Origin of the sequence: Mycobacterium sp. (assembly GCF_052145595.1) — a bacterium.
Lineage (GTDB): Bacteria > Actinomycetota > Actinomycetes > Mycobacteriales > Mycobacteriaceae > Mycobacterium.
Genome location: NZ_JBKQOI010000323.1, coordinates 1 through 16,386, shown reverse-complemented (window position 1 = coordinate 16,386; position 16,386 = coordinate 1). Strand labels below are relative to the sequence as shown.

Below are 16,386 nucleotides of genomic sequence, written 5' to 3'. Positions count from 1 at the left end.
CATCCTCTCTGCTCAGCAGCACCTCACGGTGGATCAACGCGCCGACTTTTTCAGGTCTTAGTAGCTAACCATCAGCACGCATCTACGTGGCCATCTGACTGTGGAGCTAAGGGGACTCGAACCCCTGACCCCCACACTGCCAGGAGTAGGCACACTCCCTGAACAGGCACGATGTCGCGACGCAGGCCGTGTAGTCGACGTCGCTGGAGCAGGTGCTGTCGTCAGCGTTGTCGTCAAGAGTGTCGTCAGTGCTCCACCGAGATGCCCACGGCGCCCGGAGGGGCCCGGCGCGGGGCAAGTTCGAGTAAGTACCGCATATATACGGGTAAGTACCGCGTATCTCGCACTACTCCCGGCGCCGAGGTCGACCGGGAGAAGGCCGGCCAGCTCGGCTGCGGGCGGATTCGCTCAGAAGTCGGCATCGTCGCCGACGTCACCGGGATCGAACGGCTCGTCGTCATCGTCGCCGACATCACCGGCATCAATTGACTCGTCATCGTCATCATCGCCGACGCCACCGCCATCGAACGGCTCGTCATCGTCATCATCGCCGATACCACCGCCATCGAACGGCTCGTCATCGTCACCGTCGCCGACACCACGGGCATCGAACGGCTCGTCCTCGTCCTCATCTTCGCCCGCATAGAGAGGCTCGCGAGAGGGCTGAACGAGCTCGGCATCATTGAGCCTGGCGGCGAGCTCACCCCACTTCGACTCGGGCACCATGGCGTGCACCGCTTCGATTATCCGGCCGACTTGCACCCGAACCCGCAGGAGATCGGCGCCGGGGTCACCCTCGCCAAGGGCGCCCTGGAGCTTCTCCGCGGCTTTGAGCCCGGTCTCGGGGCTGACTTTGATCTCGTCCTGTACCAGACGCTGGAAGGCTTTAACCATCAACGTCTCGTAGTAGGCCAGCGGGGTAACGGCCGTGGTAACCCCGTTGATGAAATCGATCCGGTTCTGGGCCGCCCGGCGCTCGACAATTTCGCGGAAGGTGGCCTGGGCAGCGTTCTGGACCGGAAAATGGCGGTTCGCGTGGTTGCGCACGCTGTCCAAACTGAGCTCGCCAGCGCCGTCCGCGGCGACGGCGCGAACAATCTGGGCGTAGGACGATCCCCCGGCCAGCATCGCATTGACATCGTCGCGAATGGAGTCGGTGCGGCAGACGTGGCAGCGGGGTTCGGGACGGAAGGTCGGGGGAATCATGGGTGTCCTCCTCTAGGTGAAGGTCGCTTTCACCCTTTAAAGTCCCGAACGAAGGCCAAATACAGGTTTGGCATGTGTAGAGGCGGCGATCTTGATGCCGCGTGGACCCTGGCGGACGTCTTGCCGGCAGTCTTAGTGCAGCTCAGGCTCCGGCAACCCGGTGAACAATTTCCCTGGATCGAAGTCGTGGTCATCGTCGCCGACGCCGCATCGATGCCCGGCCGACCTGCACCCGCATCGCCAGGACATCGGCGCCGAGGTCACCCTCGCCGAGGCGCCCTAGCTGCTCCGCGGCTTTGAGCCCGCCTCGGGGCGACTTCGGCGGCGTCCTGCACTAGACGCTGAACCTGGCGGCGGGGTTCGGACGGAAAGTCACGGGAGTCGTGAGTGTCCTCCTCTGGGTACGAGGTGCTGTCACCCTTAAAGGCCCAAATGCACCCTATTAAAGGCCGAACGAAGGCAAAATACAGGTTCCGGATGTGTAGAGGCGGCGATTTCACGCCGCTTGGACCTGGCGGACGTCTTGCGGGCCATCTTACTGAAGTTCGGGCTTCGGCAGCCCGGTGACCAATTTCCCCGGATCGATGTCCAGGCCAGCAGCGATCTTGACGATTGTTTCGAGCCGGAGACTGCGCTGGCCGCGCTCCACCTTGCCCAGTTGCGTCCAGTGGATGCCGCATCGAACGGCAGCCGCTTCCTGACTCAGGCCCAGTTCCAGCCGGCGTTGCCTGACTCTTTCGCCAAACAATCGGGTGGTCTCGTTCAGCGAGGAGGGTTCGGCGCTAGGCATGGCTGCCAACCTCATACGGCTCGGGCGTAACAGGCCAGAGCGTATCGTACCCATGTGTGTTGCTCCCAAGCGTAATAGGCCTTATGCTGAGTCCTAGATTGTCGATTGCTAGCGCTCAGGCACAGAGGCGGGTAGGTGAAGGTCCGATGGCCGGTGGATCTCTGGCCGAATTGATCACGGTTCAAGAGGCTGCAGACCGACTCGCGGTCAGTCGCTGGATGATCTACCGGCTTATCTGGGAGGATAGGCTCGCTTCGGTCCAGATCGGTAGGTGCCGTCGGATTATTCGGCAATCCTTCGAAGACTATCTCGCCAGCTTGATCGATGAGTCCGCCTAATGGCTGCACGCGGGAAGCCCAAGCGCAACGCCAATGGCCAAGGCGGCGTATACCGCCGTGCCGACGGCCGGTGGGAGGCGAAGGTTTTTGTCGACACCCCCGACGGGCGACGCAGGCGCATCAGCGTCTACGGCCGCACCGAACGTGCCGCATTGGACGAACTGGGCAAGCTTCTCGAACAGCAGCGACGCGGTATACCTACGGCAACAACAACATTTACCGTTGCGGACTACATGACCTATTGGCTCGAGATCATCGCAGAGCCCAGCATCCGACGCACGACGTACGCGACATACGAGGGTGATGTGCGCCTGCACATCGTGCCCGGCATCGGAAAGCGCAAGTTGAAGTCGCTGCAGCCGGCCGACATCCGCGCATGGTTGACCGGACTGCAAACCAAGTGTCAGTGCTGCGCGCAGGGCAAGGACGCCGCTCGGACAGAAAAGTCGAAGGCGCGATGTTGCGCTCTGCAGCCACCGCAATGCTGCAACGATGTCTTGTCCGCGAGTTCAATACGACACATCCTGCGTGTGCTTAGAGCGGCTCTGCAGGATGCGGTCGACGAAGAGCTGCTAAGCCGCAACGTCGCGCGTCTGGTGCAGGTGCGTGTCACCGACGAGCGGAAAGTCCGAGCATTCACACGTTCCGAGGCGCGCCGCTTCCTCAAGGCCGCGGAAAACCACCGGCTCTACGCGCTGTGGGCGGTCGCGCTGTCGATGGGACTTCGACGTGGTGAGGCGCTCGGGCTCAGATGGCAAGAAGTGGATCTCGAATCCGGACGCATCACGATCAACCGGGCGCTACACCGCGTGGATGGTGAACTGAAGCTCGACAGTGTCAAGACCGAAGGCTCCGCGGGAGTTCTGCCGCTCCCAGGGCCACTCGTGGCGATCCTTGCGAGTCACCACCGACGCCAACTCAAAGAACAGTGGGCGGCCGGTTCGACGTGGCGTAACACGGGGCTGGTGTTTACAACGGCCGTCGGCGGCCCCATTGAACCCCGAAACGTCAACCGCATGTTCCGCAGTCTGTGCAAAACGGCAGGCGTACCTCAACTCAGAGTGCACGATCTGCGCCACTCATGCGCGACGTTGCTGTTCACCATGGGAGTCGAGCCGACAACAGTCCAAAAGATCCTGCGGCACAGCTCGATCACCGTGACAACGGGGACTTACGTCGAAGTGATCGAAGGCGTCCAGCGCGACGCGCTTGACTCCATGAGCTCGTTATTCCCTTCGGACGACGTCGGCGCTGACACAACCGCATAGGAGGATACAAACGTCATCACTCAGCGGCTCTACTATGCCGCCTATCCTCTCCGCTTAAGGAACTGCCCCACGGATCGCAGGAACAGGCCCCGGCAGACGCTCGGCGACAATGTTGAGCTGCACCTCCGAGGTGCCGCCATAAATCGTGTAGCCCGGCCGACAAAGAGGAAGCCGACCCAGTACCCCGCGCATACCCCGGTTCGCCGATCGCGCTGTCGATGCCGAACGACAACACCGCGAACTCGGCACAACCGTGGCCGGGTGCGCATCGAAAGCAGCTCGGAAATCGGGGCCGACGACGCGGCATTGCCAACAGCCAGCTTCAGCAGCGTTGATCGCGGACTGAAACTGTTCCTAACTCTGCTGCGGTCCCCACTGCGCCCCAAATGGGGCGCAGGATGGGCTGCCGGGAATCGAACCCGCCCCAGAAATGGCCGTGACCTGCGAAACCCATAATTAATCTACGCGAGAGTACGCGAAACGACACGAAACGACCTGCGGATATGCCGCAGGTGTTGATGGCATCAATATTGCTCGACCCGTGAGTAACACCGAAACCACGCGACAGTTCGTCTGCCCTCCACGCCGCCGACGTGGCGAACCAGAAGCCAAAAATTGTCGCCACCACAGCAACCGGTCAAGCCTGGAATGCGAAGGGCGGTGCCGGTTGGCCAGCCGGCCGGAGCCAGCGCCTGCGGGCCGGCTACCCCGACAGCAGTGCGGCGGCCACGAGATCCTGACGGAGGTTGGCCCGGGCATGGTGGCCTGACTTTGGTCCTGCTGTCGGCGGCGGATCTGCTCGACGAGTTCATCGGCGCGGCGGTAATCCAGCAGGCGCTCGCGGCCGAGCAAGACGCGCGCGTGTAAATCGGCGTGATCGCGGCCACTATCACGGCATGCCTGGCGCCGACAGCGGGATCGGTACGGAAATGCGCATATCGAGCAGTCCGATCGATCCATCGATCAACATCCGCGTCCCTCGGCTGTGTGGCCGCGGCGGGCGCACCCTTCAGGAAAACCGGCGACGAAGTTCTGCTTTGAGCACCTTGCCGGTGAGGTTGCGCGGCAGTGCGTCGACGAGCTCTACCCTCTCAGGCCACTTGTACCTGCTGAGACCTTGTGCGCCGCAATGGGTGGAGAGATCAGTGATGCTGCCCATTGCGCCTCGCGCTGGTACGACGACCGCGCAAACCCGCTCCCCTGTCCGCTCATCGGGAACACCGATCACAGCGACGTCCGCGACGTCGGGATGCGTGATCACCGCCTCCTCCACCTCTAGTGCCGAGATGTTCTCCGCGTTGCGGATGATCGCGTCCTTTATCCGGCCGGTGACGTGCACGTTTCCGTCGGCGTCGATACGGCCCTGATCACCGGTGCGGTACCAACCGTCGGCGTCGAACGCGTCGGTGTCGAGTGAGGCGTCGACATAGCCTTTGAAGCACTGCGGCCCCTTGAGCCTCAGTTCACCTTCTGTGCCCGTCGCCACGTCACGGCCTTCGGTATCCGCCACCCGAACGCGAACCCCCGGCACCGGTTTGCCGACGGAATGATCCAGCAGCTCTTCGGCGTCGTCCAAGCGTGGCGAAGTCGCAACGGGAAACTCCGTCAGCCCCCAGGCGTTCGCGACCCCCGGCACTCCCAGCACTCGTCGTACGCGCCGTCCCAGCTCCGCGGCGATCGGCGCCCCGCCACCGGTGCAGCCGCGTAGGGCGGGGAAGAGCGGCTCGGGACCGTACCGATCCTGGGCCGCCAGGTAGGCGACGAAAAACGGTGTCGCTGAACCCAGCAGCGTCGGGCGATGGGCGGCGATGGCGAGGGGCGTCATGGCTGGATCGAAGACATCGAACAGAACCAGCCGCATACCGGTCGTCAGGGCGGCGGCGAGCATTGCGGCGCCACCGATATGCGAGACCGGGAAGGCGATCGGAGTCACGTCGTCGCTGCTAGTTCCCAGCATGCCGAGAACACCGGCACACCCCGCCATCACAGACGCGTCGCTGTGCTGGATTCCTTTCGGCGCAGCGGTAGTGCCTGAGGAATAGTAGATCCAGGCCACGCCGTCCGCATTCGTCGGCGCCTCGGGCAACCGGGACGGCTCACCCATGGGCAGCCGAAGATCCGGGTTGTCGGGTGGGCCGTCGATATCCAATATCACCAGGGTCATGGGGCACTCACGGGCCAACGCCTGCGCGAGATCGCCGTGGTCGAAGCCTCGCCACGTGCGCGGTACGACGAGCACGTCGCTTCCGATCTGGGCAATCGCATGGCGAATTTCGTTCTCCCGCCAGATCGGAAGGATGGGATTTTGCACGGCACCCAGACGCGCCAGCGCAGCCATCACAACCATGGTCTCCAACGTCGTCGGGAGTTGCCACGAGACGACGGTGCCCTCGCAGACGCCGGCTTCAGTGAGGGCTGCCGCAGTGCGCAAAGCGCACTTGCGCAGCCCCGAAGCCGTGAGGTTCCGACCGTAGTCGTCGGACAGGATGATCCGGTCGGGCCGCGATCGCGCCGCCGACTCGATCAGCGCCCAGTACGTGGTTGAAGATCCTCCGACGCACTCCGTTGTCATGAACTCATCGTCTCCCGATCGACGCGGTGGATGACCATCATTGCCGCTATTCTCACCTTTTGTATGCCGGTATACTCACATACACTTGGCGCGCCGGACAGAAAGGTCAGAAGTGAACAAAGACGACATGATTCTGGTCAGCGTTGACGATCACATCGTCGAGCCACCCGATATGTTCAAGAATCACCTCCCGAAGAAGTACCTCGAGGAGGCGCCGCGGCTGGTGCACAACCCCGACGGCAGCGATACCTGGCAGTTCCGCGACGTGGTCATTCCTAACGTCGCGCTCAACGCCGTGGCGGGCCGGCCGAAAGAGGAATACGGCTTGGAGCCACAGGGCCTCGACGAGATCCGGCCAGGGTGCTGGCAGGTCGACGAACGCATCAAGGACATGAACGCCGGCGGCATCCTCGGTTCGATCTGCTTTCCGTCCTTCCCCGGCTTCGCCGGGCGCCTGTTCGCCACCGACGATCCGGCATTCTCCCTAGCGCTGCTGCAGGCCTACAACGACTGGCACGTCGAGGAATGGTGCGGGGCCTACCCGGCTCGGTTCATCCCGATGACACTGCCGGTGATTTGGGATGCCGAGGCGTGCGCCAAGGAGATCCGTCGAAACGCTGCACGCGGCGTGCACGCACTGACTTTTACCGAGAACCCCGCCGCGATGGGCTACCCGTCCTTCCATGACTTCGACTACTGGAAGCCGATGTGGGAGGCGCTCGTCGACACCGACACGGTGATGAATGTGCACATCGGGTCCTCCGGCAGGTTAGCGATCACGGCGCCGGATGCGCCGATGGACGTGATGATCACCCTGCAGCCAATGAACATCGTGCAGGCGGCTGCGGATCTGTTGTGGTCCAAGCCCGTTAAGGAATATAAAGACCTCAAGATCGCCCTCTCCGAGGGCGGCACCGGCTGGATTCCCTACTTCCTGGAGCGCGCTGACCGCACCTACGAGATGCACTCGACGTGGACCGGTCAGGACTTCGGCAAGCAAAAGCCCTCGGACGTGTTCCGCGACCACTTCCTGACCTGCTTCATCTCCGATCACGTTGGCGTGCAACTGCGCAACGCGGTCGGCATCGACAACATCTGCTGGGAGGCGGACTACCCGCACTCTGACTCGATGTGGCCCAACGCCCCTGAGCAGCTGCACGAGGTCCTAACCGAACACAACGTGCCCGACGCCGAAATCAACAAGATGACGTACGAAAACGCGATGCGCTGGTATCACTGGGATCCGTTCACCCACCTGACCCGCGATCAGGGCACTGTGGGCGCGCTACGCAAAGCCGCCGAGGGCCACGACGTCTCGATCCGGGCGCTGTCCACAAAGGAGAAGACGGGCGCCGGTGCCGAAGTCCTGCAGGCTGCGACTCAACAGCTTCGCTGACAGTCTGGCGTGACGGGGATTCGCCGACCTGATACGAGAATGCTAATTCTCGTACATAAAAATAATCATTGGATTCCCAGCCGCCCGCCCTACCCCGCTCAGGTGCGCGACACGGCGACTGCGCAGAACGGGACGGAAGGGACGGGTTTGACGGGTAGGACGATCGTCATCACCGGCGCCAGCGACGACCTCGGCGCCGCCGGGGCCCGGCAGCTTCACCCCGCCGGGCATAACGTCGTCGTGGTCGGCCGCTCGCCAGAGAAGACGAAATCTGTCGCCGCGGAACTGAATGTGGACCATTTCGTCGCCGAGTTCTCCGACCTGTCCCAGGTTCGGCGGCTCGCCGGCGAACTACGCGACCGTTACCCGCGCATCGACGTTCTGGCGAAAAACGCGGGCGGAATGGTGGCTACCGGCCGCCCGACCGTCGACGGGCACGAGAACATCCTGCAAGTCAACTGACGATGTACGTCGCGACCTCGGGCCCGCCTCGATGGTGTTCAACAACGCCGGAGTCGATCTGTTCGCCAGCGCGGCCGACATGTCGTGGGAAGATTTCGACTGGTTAATCGGGATCAACGTCGGCGGCGTCGTCAACGGCACCAAAGCGTTCCTGCCGCAACTGATCGAAGCCGGATCGCCGCAACGGCCCGCCCGCCTCGTGAACATCTCGAGCGCATTTGGACTGATCGCCTTCGCCTACCAAAGCGGCTACAGCACATCGAAGTTCGCGGTGCGAGGATTTACTGAAGCGATCCGCCAGGAGATGATCATCGAACGGCATCCGATTACCGTGCACTGTGTGCATCCCGGCGTCGTTGGCAGCAACTTCGGCGCGAATATGCGCACCGCCGACACCGAAGATCGCGACAAGGCCGTGCGGCAGTTCCAACGGGCCGCGCTGACGTCTCCGGAGAAGGCGGCCCGGTTGATCCTGCGCGGCACCGACAGGAACCGGGCCAGAATCGTCATCGGACCCGACGGGTGGGCGGCCGCGGCGCTGCCGCGCCTGCTCGGTGCCCGATACACCGGACTGATGGCTCGGGTTGGGCGACTGGCGAATACGCGATAGTCGCAGTCACAGATTGGGAATGGCACGGATTTCGTGCGCGGCGCCGAGGTCCACGATCGCGTCTAGATTGTTCGAGATATCCTCGGCGGTCAGCGATTCCCGCCAAATTCCCGGGCTCTGAACCACGGCGACGCGCGAGATGCCGCCGAGACCGACCGTTAGCAATTCGCCGTTGAGCGAGCAGGACCGGTGTGTCAAGTAGACAGCCGCTGAAGCGCACTGCTCGGGAGCCATTGCGCCCGCGAGTTTCTTCGGCGTCCCGTCCGGCGGGGCCATGTTGGCCGCCATCTGATCGGATTGGGGCGCCGACATCCGCGTGTATGCGCGGGGCGCGATGGCATTGACCCGGATGCCGTGCGCGGCGGCTTCGACAGCCAGTCCGCGAGTGAGCGCGAAGACCGCGCCTTTGGCCGAGCCGTACGGCACCACACCGGGCATCCCCCCAAGCATCACCTCCGAAACCGTGTTGACGACGCGTCCGTAGCCTGCGCGCACGAAATGCGGCCACGCGGCCCTGGTGACGTAGAGGGTGCCGTAATAGTGAACATCCACCAGCGTGCGGAACGTTGCCGGGTCCGTCTCGACGAACAGCCCGCCCAGACCAATGCCTGCGTTGTTCACAACGGCATCTATACGCCCATAGGAGTCGATGGCCGTGGCAACGATCGCGTTCGCGGACTGCTCCTCGGCGACCGAGCCGTAACACGCAATCGCCTCACCGCCGTTCTTCGTGATCTCACCCACCACCGCGTCGGCGGGAGCCGACGACGATCCACTTCCGTCGGCCTCGACACCGCGATCGGCAACAACCACCCGCGCGCCTCGCGCGGCCAACGCACGGGCATGGCTTCGACCGAGGCCGCGCCCAGCCCCCGTGACCAACACCACCTGGCCGTCGAACCGTAACTCGCTCATCGCTCGACCCGAGGCCTAAGTAGTTGAGCCTGTTGGATTTTGGCGACGGCACCACACTGATCGAAGAGCGTGCCTGCCGATACTCCAACTCCGTCGGGCCCGTAATTCGTCTCGGCCTGCACACCAACCCACTCACCCTGGGGTATCCGATGGATATGCACCACCAGATCGGTGTTCATGAACATCCAATCGAGCATCTCGACTCGAGTGCCCAGACCATTCGCCATGTCAGCCACCGTGAACAGACGTTCCAGCGGCGTCATCGTCTCCCCGTGAACCAGGTCGACGACCGGCCTAGCCCAAGACTCCGCCGGAATGTCATACAAGTCGGTGAGCATGCACCACTCCAAGCTTGTGACATAGCTTGGGGTAAGGCTCCCGTCCACCTGAAACCGCGAAGCCTCTCCGACCGGACGCAACGGTGGCGCCACGGCGAAGGTCAGCGCCACGGTGTCGTAATTCGCGAACCGCCATGCACTGGCCTTGGCGACAGCACGCCATACTCCGTTGGGGCCTGGGCCCAGCATGTCGGCGCTGAGCAGTTCGATCTTCGAGCCCGCGCGCTCAATCTGCGCGGAAACCCAGAGCTCATCGCAGATCGGAACCGGGCCGAGAAGATCTACCGCCACCCGGCTCAACCGAACACCCTCACGGGGGCTGCAGCGCTCTAGCGCACGAACGAGCAAGGCCGACACCGGCGCACCGTTCTGGATGGTTGGGATCCCACGCGCTTCGCACATACTCGGTCGCGCCGAATCGTTCACCGAACGAAGCGGATTGGTCAATCAGCTCGTAGTACGCGTCTGACACCGGCGCCCTGCCCGCCGCTACAGCGTCAACAGGAGTCGAGGAAGATAGCGTGCCTTCACCCCGGTCCACGCGGGCGTGAACCCATCGGCCACTCGCATATTCGGGAACCGGTCCAGCAACAGGTTCATCCCGACATCGATTTCACTGCGAGCAAGCATCGCCCCGAGGCAGAAGTGTCGTCCGCCACCGAACGCGAAATGCTCACCGGTGTTGTTGAACACCTTCTCGTGTTCCAGGTCGCTGCGGCGCGGGTCGAATTGGTCGGCGTGGTCGAATCGCGCTTCGTCTCTGTTCGCGCTGCCGATCATCAACACCACCAACGACCCTGCCGGAATGTGCTGGCCATGCAACTCGATGTCCTCGGTCACCTGCCGACTGTTCATCTGCGACGGCGGGATGTACCGCAATGTCTCGCTGATGGCGGCGGTGATCTTCGAGCGGTCCTCACAGATCTCGTCGAACAGTTCGCGTTGGCCGAGCACTATGGCGATCATGCTCGCCAACGCCTTTCCAGTGGTCTCCGAGCCCGCGTTGAGCAGCTGGGTGACATGCGTCTTGACCTCGATGTCATCGAACGTCTCGCCCTCGACTTCTGCCGTCACCAGGGTGGAGATCAGATCGGAGCCTGGGCTGGCGCGCCGCTCGGCGATGATCGGCGTCAGATACTCCCACAGTTCGGCGGTCGCCGCCCGCCCGATCCGATCTATCTCGGGATCGGTGCCGAACGCACCGATGAAATTCGTGTGCGCGGTGTACCACTGTTTGAAGCGAGGATAATCGTCTCGCGGCAGCCCAAGCATCTCCGTAATGACGTACACCGGAAGGTAATTGCAGAATTCGTCCACAATGTCGACCGTTTGACCCGGCTCGAATCGGCTGGCCAGGTGTTCGGCCGCGCCGGCGGTGGCGTCGCCCAGAATCGCCATGGCATTGCGCATGATGACGCCCTGCCATGCTTCCAGTCCCTTGCCGCGAAAGTAAGGAGTCACCAGGGCACGCTTGCGCGCATGCTCCTTGCCGTCCATCTGCAGCAGCGATCGCCCGAACACCGGCTCAATGATCTGTTCGTAGCTGCGCGAGCTGAAGATCGGATCCCGGTATCCCCGTGCCACGTCCGCATGCCTGCTGATCAGATAGCCATTCAACTCCGGGTCATAGTGCACCGGCGCATCGGCCCGCAACATTCGGTAGAACGCGTACGGATCGGCGGCTACTTCGGCCGAGAAGAACGTAGGAATGCCCGACACGATAGTTTCGCTCACCCGTTGCTCCCTACCGCTAGCCGACGGTGTGGTCCCGCCGCGATCTTCGGTTCCAGAACGGCCCGCAGCTGTTCGAGGTCGTAGAACTCCTCGCGACTGATCTTGCGCAGATCAGTCGCCGGCGAGTGATAGATATGCTCGCCGACGAGACGGGCTTCCTCGTTGTAGACGAAATACATCGACGTCCAATGGTCCTCGACGTAGTAGCCGTCGAGGTCTTCGACGTCATGCCCCTTGGCCTTCGCCGCGTGTCCCCTCAGGTGCTGATGCACAAATTGCTCCTGGGAGAATCCCCAGTCGCTGACGGCGATGTGTTCCTGCTCCTTGGTTTGCACCGTCTGCCCACGTTCCACCAGCGGGGCATAGAACTCATCGCGCACTTCCTCCATCCCGTCGTACACGCGATATCCGGTCTGAGGCGTGCAGATGCGGTAAACGGGGTGCTCGATGGTCATCTCGGGGGCCAGGAGTTCGTCGAACCGGCCGCAATACTCCAACATCGCGTGCATTCGGTAGTTTTCCATGATCGCGATGTGATGGGGATTGTCGAGCTGGTCGATCAACCGCTCGGCTGCGGAAAAGATATTCGCTAGATCGTCGGCCACGTGTGCACCTTCTGCCTAGTCATCGATTCGCGTTGCTCTTCGGATCCGAGGTTCGAGGTTGCTATTGTGGCTGCCAGCTTGGCATTAGCATACAAGTATTCAGCTGGCCGCATGGCCCGTCGCGATTGAGACCGCGGCACGCGAACCGATGCTCGGCCCCGTCTCGGCGAGCCAGAGAGAGGACTCCTCCGGTGCAACCCAACCCGTTCGCGACCACGGCCAACGCTTCGGCCGCGCAACAACGCTCTTCGTCCGCAGTCGGCGATGTCTTCGTCGCCGTCCGCGACGGGATCTTGTCGGGCGCTTTCGCTCCCGGGCAGGCCATCACCGAGAGTGAGATCGCGAGCCAGCTCGGCGTCAGTAGAACCCCCGTGCGTGAAGCTCTGCGCGAGCTCGAGGTGCAGGGCTTGCTGACACGCCATCACAGGCGGATCCTCGTCGCGAGCCTGTCGCAGGCCGAGGCCGACGACGTTCACGAAATCCGCGTCGCGCTCGAAACTCTCGCCGTTCGTCAGGTCATCGCACGAAAGGCTGGTGAGTCGATCGTGTCGCAACTCGAGAGAACCATCTCCGAGATGCGGTATGAAATCAAGAGCGGTAATACCACGATGGCCCTGGCGTCGGCCCGCGCGTTTCATCAGGCGATCTTTCAGGCCTCCGACAACAAGATGCTCACGCGCTTCCTGTCCCAGGTCTACAACCGGGTCGATCAATACCGTTTCTACAATTCGAGTCAGCGCAGTTCCGCCCGGCTGCGTCGAACTATCGAGGAACACGTGGCCATCGCCAACGCCATCCGCGACGGCGACGCCGAGCGGGCCCAGGCGCAGATGCAGTTGCATTTGTGCGCCAGCCACGATTTCGACGTCTCTGTCGAGGGCAGCACGCCCGCAAAGCGGCGCTGACGTTACCGGGCGCGGTGACGGAGGCATCACGATGACGCACCCAACAGGTCGCGAAAATCGGGATGGCACACCGCAGTCAGTTCGCGGGCGCGTTCTTCTAGCGTTCGACCCGACAGCCGGGCGATGCCATACTCGGTGACTACGCAGTCGACGAGAACTGCCGGCAAGGTCACAACGCTGCCGCTTTCCAGCACCGGCACGATTCGCGAATACTTTCCGCCACCCGCCGTGGCCGGAAGTGCGACGATGCATCGTCCGCCGCGCGACACCGAAGCGCCAATGGCGAAGTCAAGCGATCCGCCCGTGCCCGCGACCTGGCGACCGCGCAAGAACTCGGAGTTGACCTGACCGCGCAAGTCCACCGAGACCGCGGAGTTAAGCGCGTGAAAGTTGCTGAGCGATCCGATGATTCGGACATCGTGGGTGTATGCCGCCGACCGCATGCTGACCGCAGGCGAAGTGGCCGCGAATCGGTAGAGCTCCTCGGAGCCGTGGAGCTGGTTGGCGACCAGCAGACCTCGGTCGACTTCCTTGCGCTCGCCGGTCAGTACGCCCTCGTCGTAGAGGCGCCGCATACCGTCGGTCAGCAATCCCGAATGCATGCCGAGCTCACGGCGCCCGCTGAGGGCGTCGAGTGCGGCGTCGGGAATCGCGCCGATGCCGACCTCAACGCAGGCGCCGTCGGGAACGAGCTCGGCCACGAACTCGCCGATGCGTTGGGACACCTCGTCGACGACTACGGACGGCGCGGCCGGTAGCGGCTCGTCCACCTCGACGAACCAGTCGACCTCCGAGACGTGCAGCCGCAGCTCGGACGACACGCGGGGCATGGCGGAGTTCGCCTGCGCGATGACCACCCGCGCCCTTTGCGCGGCGATGGCGGCAAAGTCGGTACTGGACCCGAAGGAGCAAAATCCTTGCTCGTCGGGCGGCGTCAAATTCACCACGGCCACGTCCGGCGCGAACGCACCGTCGTCGAGGAGCCGGCAGATGGTGTGTATCGAACCCGGGATGAAACTCGCCGTGCCGTCGGCCACCGCCTTGACGGCCGCGCCTGCCGGCGAGTAGGTCAGCAGGCGTAACCCGCCGGTGACCTCCGGATCGGCGAGAAGCCCGCGGGTCCCTCGCACGGACTGGAACCCGCGACACGTGCCGAGGACACCTTCGGCGATCATCGCGTCGATCAGAACCGTCGGCTCACCCTCGTACGAAGTGAATACGAGCAGGCTTCCCGCAGGCACCTTGGTGGCCGCGGTGCGCGCATCCACCACGCGCCGCAGGTAATGGTCGCGCCAGTCGTCTTCGGATGGGCTGCGCCTGGTCGGATGTGCCACGGTGCGTGTTCAGACCTCTGCCGCCACGGCGCCCAGTTCCGTTGCGCCCGAGGCGACCAGGCCCTCGATGTCCTTGTCGGTGTAGTCGAGCAGGCCACGCAGCACCTCGACCGTGTGCTCACCCAGCATCGGCGACGGACGCAACGGCTCGCGATCACGTCCGACGAACTTGATCGGGCGTCCGGTCATCTTCACGATGCCGGCGATCGGATGGTCGACCTGCTCGATCATCCCGCGGGCCTCGGTATGCGGCGCTACCACCACTTCGCTGACCTTCTGAACCGACGCGTTCGGGATGTCGGCCGCATCGAGGGCCGCCGACCATTCGGCGCGGGTTTTCGTGACGAGGACCTCCTCGAGGATCGGCGTCAGTTCCGCCTTGTTGGCCACACGCAGATCGTTGGTGGCGAACCGCTCATCGCGCGACAAGTCGGGGCGGCCGATGACGTCGCAGAGCCGGCGCCAGAACTGGGTCTGGAAGGCCGCGATGATGATGTCACCGTCCTTGGCCTGGTAGGCACCGTAGGGAACGATGCTGGGATTGCCCGAGCCCACGGGTCCAGGATCCTTGCCCGTCAGGAAGTAATCGGTCAGGTAATAGTGCATCAGACCCAGCATCGAGTCGTACATCGCGATGTCGATCGCAGCGCCACGGCCGGTGATGGAACGCTCCCGGATGGCTGCAAGGATGGCGATGATCGCGTAGAGGCCACCCGCCAGGTCGCCCATCGCGACCCCCAGCCGCGACGGCGGCTGGCCGGGATGGCCGGTGACCGACATGGCACCGGTCATGGCCTGAGCGATCACATCGAACGCGGGTCGGTCGCGCATCGGGCCGTACGTGCCGAATCCGGAGATCGATGCGACCACGATGGCGGGGTTGACCTCGCGCAGCGACTCGTAGTCCAAACCGAGGCGGGCCATAACGCCCGGGCGGAAGTTCTCGACAACGACGTCGCACTTGGCGGCCAGTTCCCGCGCCACCCGGACGCCCTCGGGCTTCTTCAGATCGAGGACCACACTCTTCTTGTTGCGGTTGGCGGTGATGAAGTGTGTGCTCTCACCGTTGGCCTTCGGTCCGCTGTAACGGGATTCGTCGCCTTTGCCGGGTCGTTCGATCTTGATGATCTCAGCGCCGAGGTCGCCGAGCATCATGGTGGCGAACGGACCAGCAAGCACGCGGGTGAAGTCGAGTATCCGGACGCCGCTCAGTGGTCCGGCGAGTTCGCCCGCGCCGTCAGTGCTGTGCCCTGCGGAGGTGTCGGTCATCGTGTCTTCTCTCGGTCGTTCCTACGCGGTAGTTCGATCTCCGTTTCGCCGGCGGCGGTCACGATGCCGCGTTGGTCGGTCGCGGAGATTTCGGCTCTCACCACGGGCCTGCCGTCCAGTTCGGCTTTGTCGGTGATGCGGCCGGTCAGTGTGGTCAGGTCGCCCTGCAGGTTGAATCTGCGCAGCGTCACCGTCAACTTGCGCAGGGTGCCGTGGTCGCCGGCCCAGTAGGTGGCGAGCGTGCAAAGCCACGCGATGCGTTCCGGACCGTAGTCGTATGCGGCGGGAACACCGACACTGCGAGCGTATTCGTTGTCCCAGTGCCCTATGGAGGGCCCTTCGGGGATGCCCTGGTGATTGGGCCGCCCAGCCTTCGGGTGCTGTGCGAGGTAGTCGTACCAGTAGCTGTGTGTCTTGAGGAACTGTCCTCCGTAGACACGCATGAAACAGACCGAGTTGGTGGCTGTCCATGGGCCGCGGATCAATTCGCCGATGCTGTCGCCGATGGCGACGTCCTCCCAGTACCGCGGCTTTGCGCCCCGGATTTTCGCCGGTTCCTCGGCGTAGCACTGCGCAATACGGGCTATCTCGTCATCGGAATACTGTGCAGGCGTGAGGTCCTTGTGCTTGGACCCTTTGCTCCC

13 protein-coding genes and 5 pseudogenes are annotated in these 16,386 nt (G+C 63.4%); 7 read left to right on the top strand and 11 right to left on the bottom strand.

Features of this window, described 5'->3' with window-relative positions; translation table 11 throughout:
• Positions 1-408 precede the first annotated feature (408 nt).
• Positions 409-1,206, bottom strand: a complete 798-nt coding sequence (locus tag ACLP4W_RS27225) for a hypothetical protein (protein WP_442390481.1) — start codon at positions 1,204-1,206, stop codon at positions 409-411.
• A gap of 160 nt (positions 1,207-1,366) precedes the next feature.
• Here ACLP4W_RS27225 and ACLP4W_RS27220 point away from each other — a divergent pair, with 160 nt between their 5' ends.
• Positions 1,367-1,489, top strand: a complete 123-nt coding sequence (locus ACLP4W_RS27220) for a hypothetical protein (RefSeq protein ID WP_442390480.1) — start codon at positions 1,367-1,369, stop codon at positions 1,487-1,489.
• A gap of 252 nt (positions 1,490-1,741) precedes the next feature.
• Here ACLP4W_RS27220 and ACLP4W_RS27215 read toward each other — a convergent pair whose 3' ends face one another.
• A complete protein-coding gene (locus ACLP4W_RS27215) occupies positions 1,742-1,996 on the bottom strand; it encodes a helix-turn-helix domain-containing protein (RefSeq protein WP_442390479.1) in 255 nt (84 codons plus the stop codon).
• 83 nt (positions 1,997-2,079) lie between these two features.
• On the opposite strand from ACLP4W_RS27215, the gene ACLP4W_RS27210 reads away from it, so the two are divergent.
• Together ACLP4W_RS27210 and ACLP4W_RS27205 are read left to right on the top strand one after the other, a co-directional pair.
• Complete coding sequence (locus ACLP4W_RS27210) at positions 2,080-2,334, top strand: excisionase family DNA-binding protein (RefSeq protein ID WP_442390478.1); 255 nt, start codon at positions 2,080-2,082, stop codon at positions 2,332-2,334.
• Positions 2,334-3,602 carry a tyrosine-type recombinase/integrase gene (locus ACLP4W_RS27205; RefSeq protein WP_442390477.1) on the top strand — a complete coding sequence of 423 codons (1,269 nt, stop codon included), beginning with the start codon at positions 2,334-2,336 and terminating at the stop codon, positions 3,600-3,602. The genes ACLP4W_RS27210 and ACLP4W_RS27205 overlap by 1 nt, the downstream gene beginning before the upstream one ends.
• Positions 3,603-3,656: 54 nt before the next feature.
• Here ACLP4W_RS27205 and ACLP4W_RS27200 read toward each other — a convergent pair.
• Both ACLP4W_RS27200 and ACLP4W_RS27195 read right to left on the bottom strand, forming a co-directional pair.
• A pseudogene (locus ACLP4W_RS27200) lies at positions 3,657-3,940 on the bottom strand (acyl-CoA dehydrogenase family protein); the annotation flags it as partial.
• A 671-nt stretch (positions 3,941-4,611) separates the two neighbouring features.
• The gene (locus ACLP4W_RS27195) at positions 4,612-6,174 is read right to left on the bottom strand and encodes a class I adenylate-forming enzyme family protein (RefSeq protein ID WP_442390476.1); all 1,563 of its coding nucleotides are present in this window, start codon (positions 6,172-6,174) and stop codon (positions 4,612-4,614) included.
• Between the two features lie 112 nt (positions 6,175-6,286).
• Here ACLP4W_RS27195 and ACLP4W_RS27190 point away from each other — a divergent pair, with 112 nt between their 5' ends.
• From ACLP4W_RS27190 to ACLP4W_RS27180, 3 genes and pseudogenes are all read left to right on the top strand, one after another.
• Positions 6,287-7,570, top strand: a complete 1,284-nt coding sequence (locus ACLP4W_RS27190) for an amidohydrolase family protein (RefSeq protein WP_442390475.1) — start codon at positions 6,287-6,289, stop codon at positions 7,568-7,570.
• 147 nt (positions 7,571-7,717) lie between these two features.
• Positions 7,718-8,029 (top strand): annotated as a pseudogene (locus tag ACLP4W_RS27185) (SDR family NAD(P)-dependent oxidoreductase); the annotation flags it as partial.
• Position 8,030: 1 nt separating this feature from the next.
• Positions 8,031-8,642: pseudogene (locus tag ACLP4W_RS27180) on the top strand (SDR family NAD(P)-dependent oxidoreductase); the annotation flags it as partial.
• A 6-nt stretch (positions 8,643-8,648) separates the two neighbouring features.
• Here the strand turns inward: ACLP4W_RS27180 and ACLP4W_RS27175 are convergent.
• From ACLP4W_RS27175 to ACLP4W_RS27160, 4 genes and pseudogenes are all read right to left on the bottom strand, one after another.
• On the bottom strand, positions 8,649-9,557 hold the full coding sequence (locus ACLP4W_RS27175) for an SDR family NAD(P)-dependent oxidoreductase (protein ID WP_442390474.1): 909 nt from the start codon (positions 9,555-9,557) through the stop codon (positions 8,649-8,651).
• Positions 9,554-10,367 (bottom strand): annotated as a pseudogene (locus tag ACLP4W_RS27170) (thioesterase family protein). Before ACLP4W_RS27170 ends, ACLP4W_RS27175 begins: the two are co-directional and overlap by 4 nt.
• A gap of 17 nt (positions 10,368-10,384) precedes the next feature.
• The gene (locus ACLP4W_RS27165) at positions 10,385-11,629 is read right to left on the bottom strand and encodes a cytochrome P450 (protein ID WP_442390473.1); all 1,245 of its coding nucleotides are present in this window, start codon (positions 11,627-11,629) and stop codon (positions 10,385-10,387) included.
• Positions 11,626-12,234, bottom strand: coding sequence for a hypothetical protein (locus ACLP4W_RS27160; protein ID WP_442390472.1), 609 nt, complete (start codon positions 12,232-12,234; stop codon positions 11,626-11,628). Before ACLP4W_RS27160 ends, ACLP4W_RS27165 begins: the two co-directional genes overlap by 4 nt.
• Before the next feature lie 191 nt (positions 12,235-12,425).
• Here ACLP4W_RS27160 and ACLP4W_RS27155 point away from each other — a divergent pair, with 191 nt between their 5' ends.
• The gene (locus ACLP4W_RS27155) at positions 12,426-13,139 is read left to right on the top strand and encodes a GntR family transcriptional regulator (protein WP_442390471.1); all 714 of its coding nucleotides are present in this window, start codon (positions 12,426-12,428) and stop codon (positions 13,137-13,139) included.
• Between the two features lie 26 nt (positions 13,140-13,165).
• On the opposite strand, the gene ACLP4W_RS27150 is transcribed toward ACLP4W_RS27155, so the two are convergent.
• The 3 genes and pseudogenes from ACLP4W_RS27150 to ACLP4W_RS27140 form a co-directional block, all read right to left on the bottom strand.
• Positions 13,166-14,473 (bottom strand): acetyl-CoA hydrolase/transferase family protein, encoded by a 1,308-nt coding sequence (locus ACLP4W_RS27150; protein WP_442390470.1) that lies wholly within the window; start codon positions 14,471-14,473, stop codon positions 13,166-13,168.
• A gap of 9 nt (positions 14,474-14,482) precedes the next feature.
• A complete protein-coding gene (locus ACLP4W_RS27145; RefSeq protein ID WP_442390469.1) occupies positions 14,483-15,742 on the bottom strand; it encodes a CaiB/BaiF CoA transferase family protein in 1,260 nt (419 codons plus the stop codon).
• A pseudogene (locus ACLP4W_RS27140) lies at positions 15,739-16,386 on the bottom strand (acyl dehydratase); the annotation flags it as partial. The pseudogene ACLP4W_RS27140 and the gene ACLP4W_RS27145, both read right to left, overlap by 4 nt.

Coding starts and splice junctions, on each gene's coding strand:
- ACLP4W_RS27225 (WP_442390481.1), bottom strand. CDS start 1,206: ATGATTCCCCCGACCTTCCGTCCCGAACCCCGCTGCCACGTCTGCCGC.
- ACLP4W_RS27215 (WP_442390479.1), bottom strand. CDS start 1,996: ATGCCTAGCGCCGAACCCTCCTCGCTGAACGAGACCACCCGATTGTTT.
- ACLP4W_RS27210 (WP_442390478.1), top strand. CDS start 2,080: ATGCTGAGTCCTAGATTGTCGATTGCTAGCGCTCAGGCACAGAGGCGG.
- ACLP4W_RS27205 (WP_442390477.1), top strand. CDS start 2,334: ATGGCTGCACGCGGGAAGCCCAAGCGCAACGCCAATGGCCAAGGCGGC.
- ACLP4W_RS27195 (WP_442390476.1), bottom strand. CDS start 6,174: ATGACAACGGAGTGCGTCGGAGGATCTTCAACCACGTACTGGGCGCTG.
- ACLP4W_RS27175 (WP_442390474.1), bottom strand. CDS start 9,557: ATGAGCGAGTTACGGTTCGACGGCCAGGTGGTGTTGGTCACGGGGGCT.
- ACLP4W_RS27145 (WP_442390469.1), bottom strand. CDS start 15,742: ATGACCGACACCTCCGCAGGGCACAGCACTGACGGCGCGGGCGAACTC.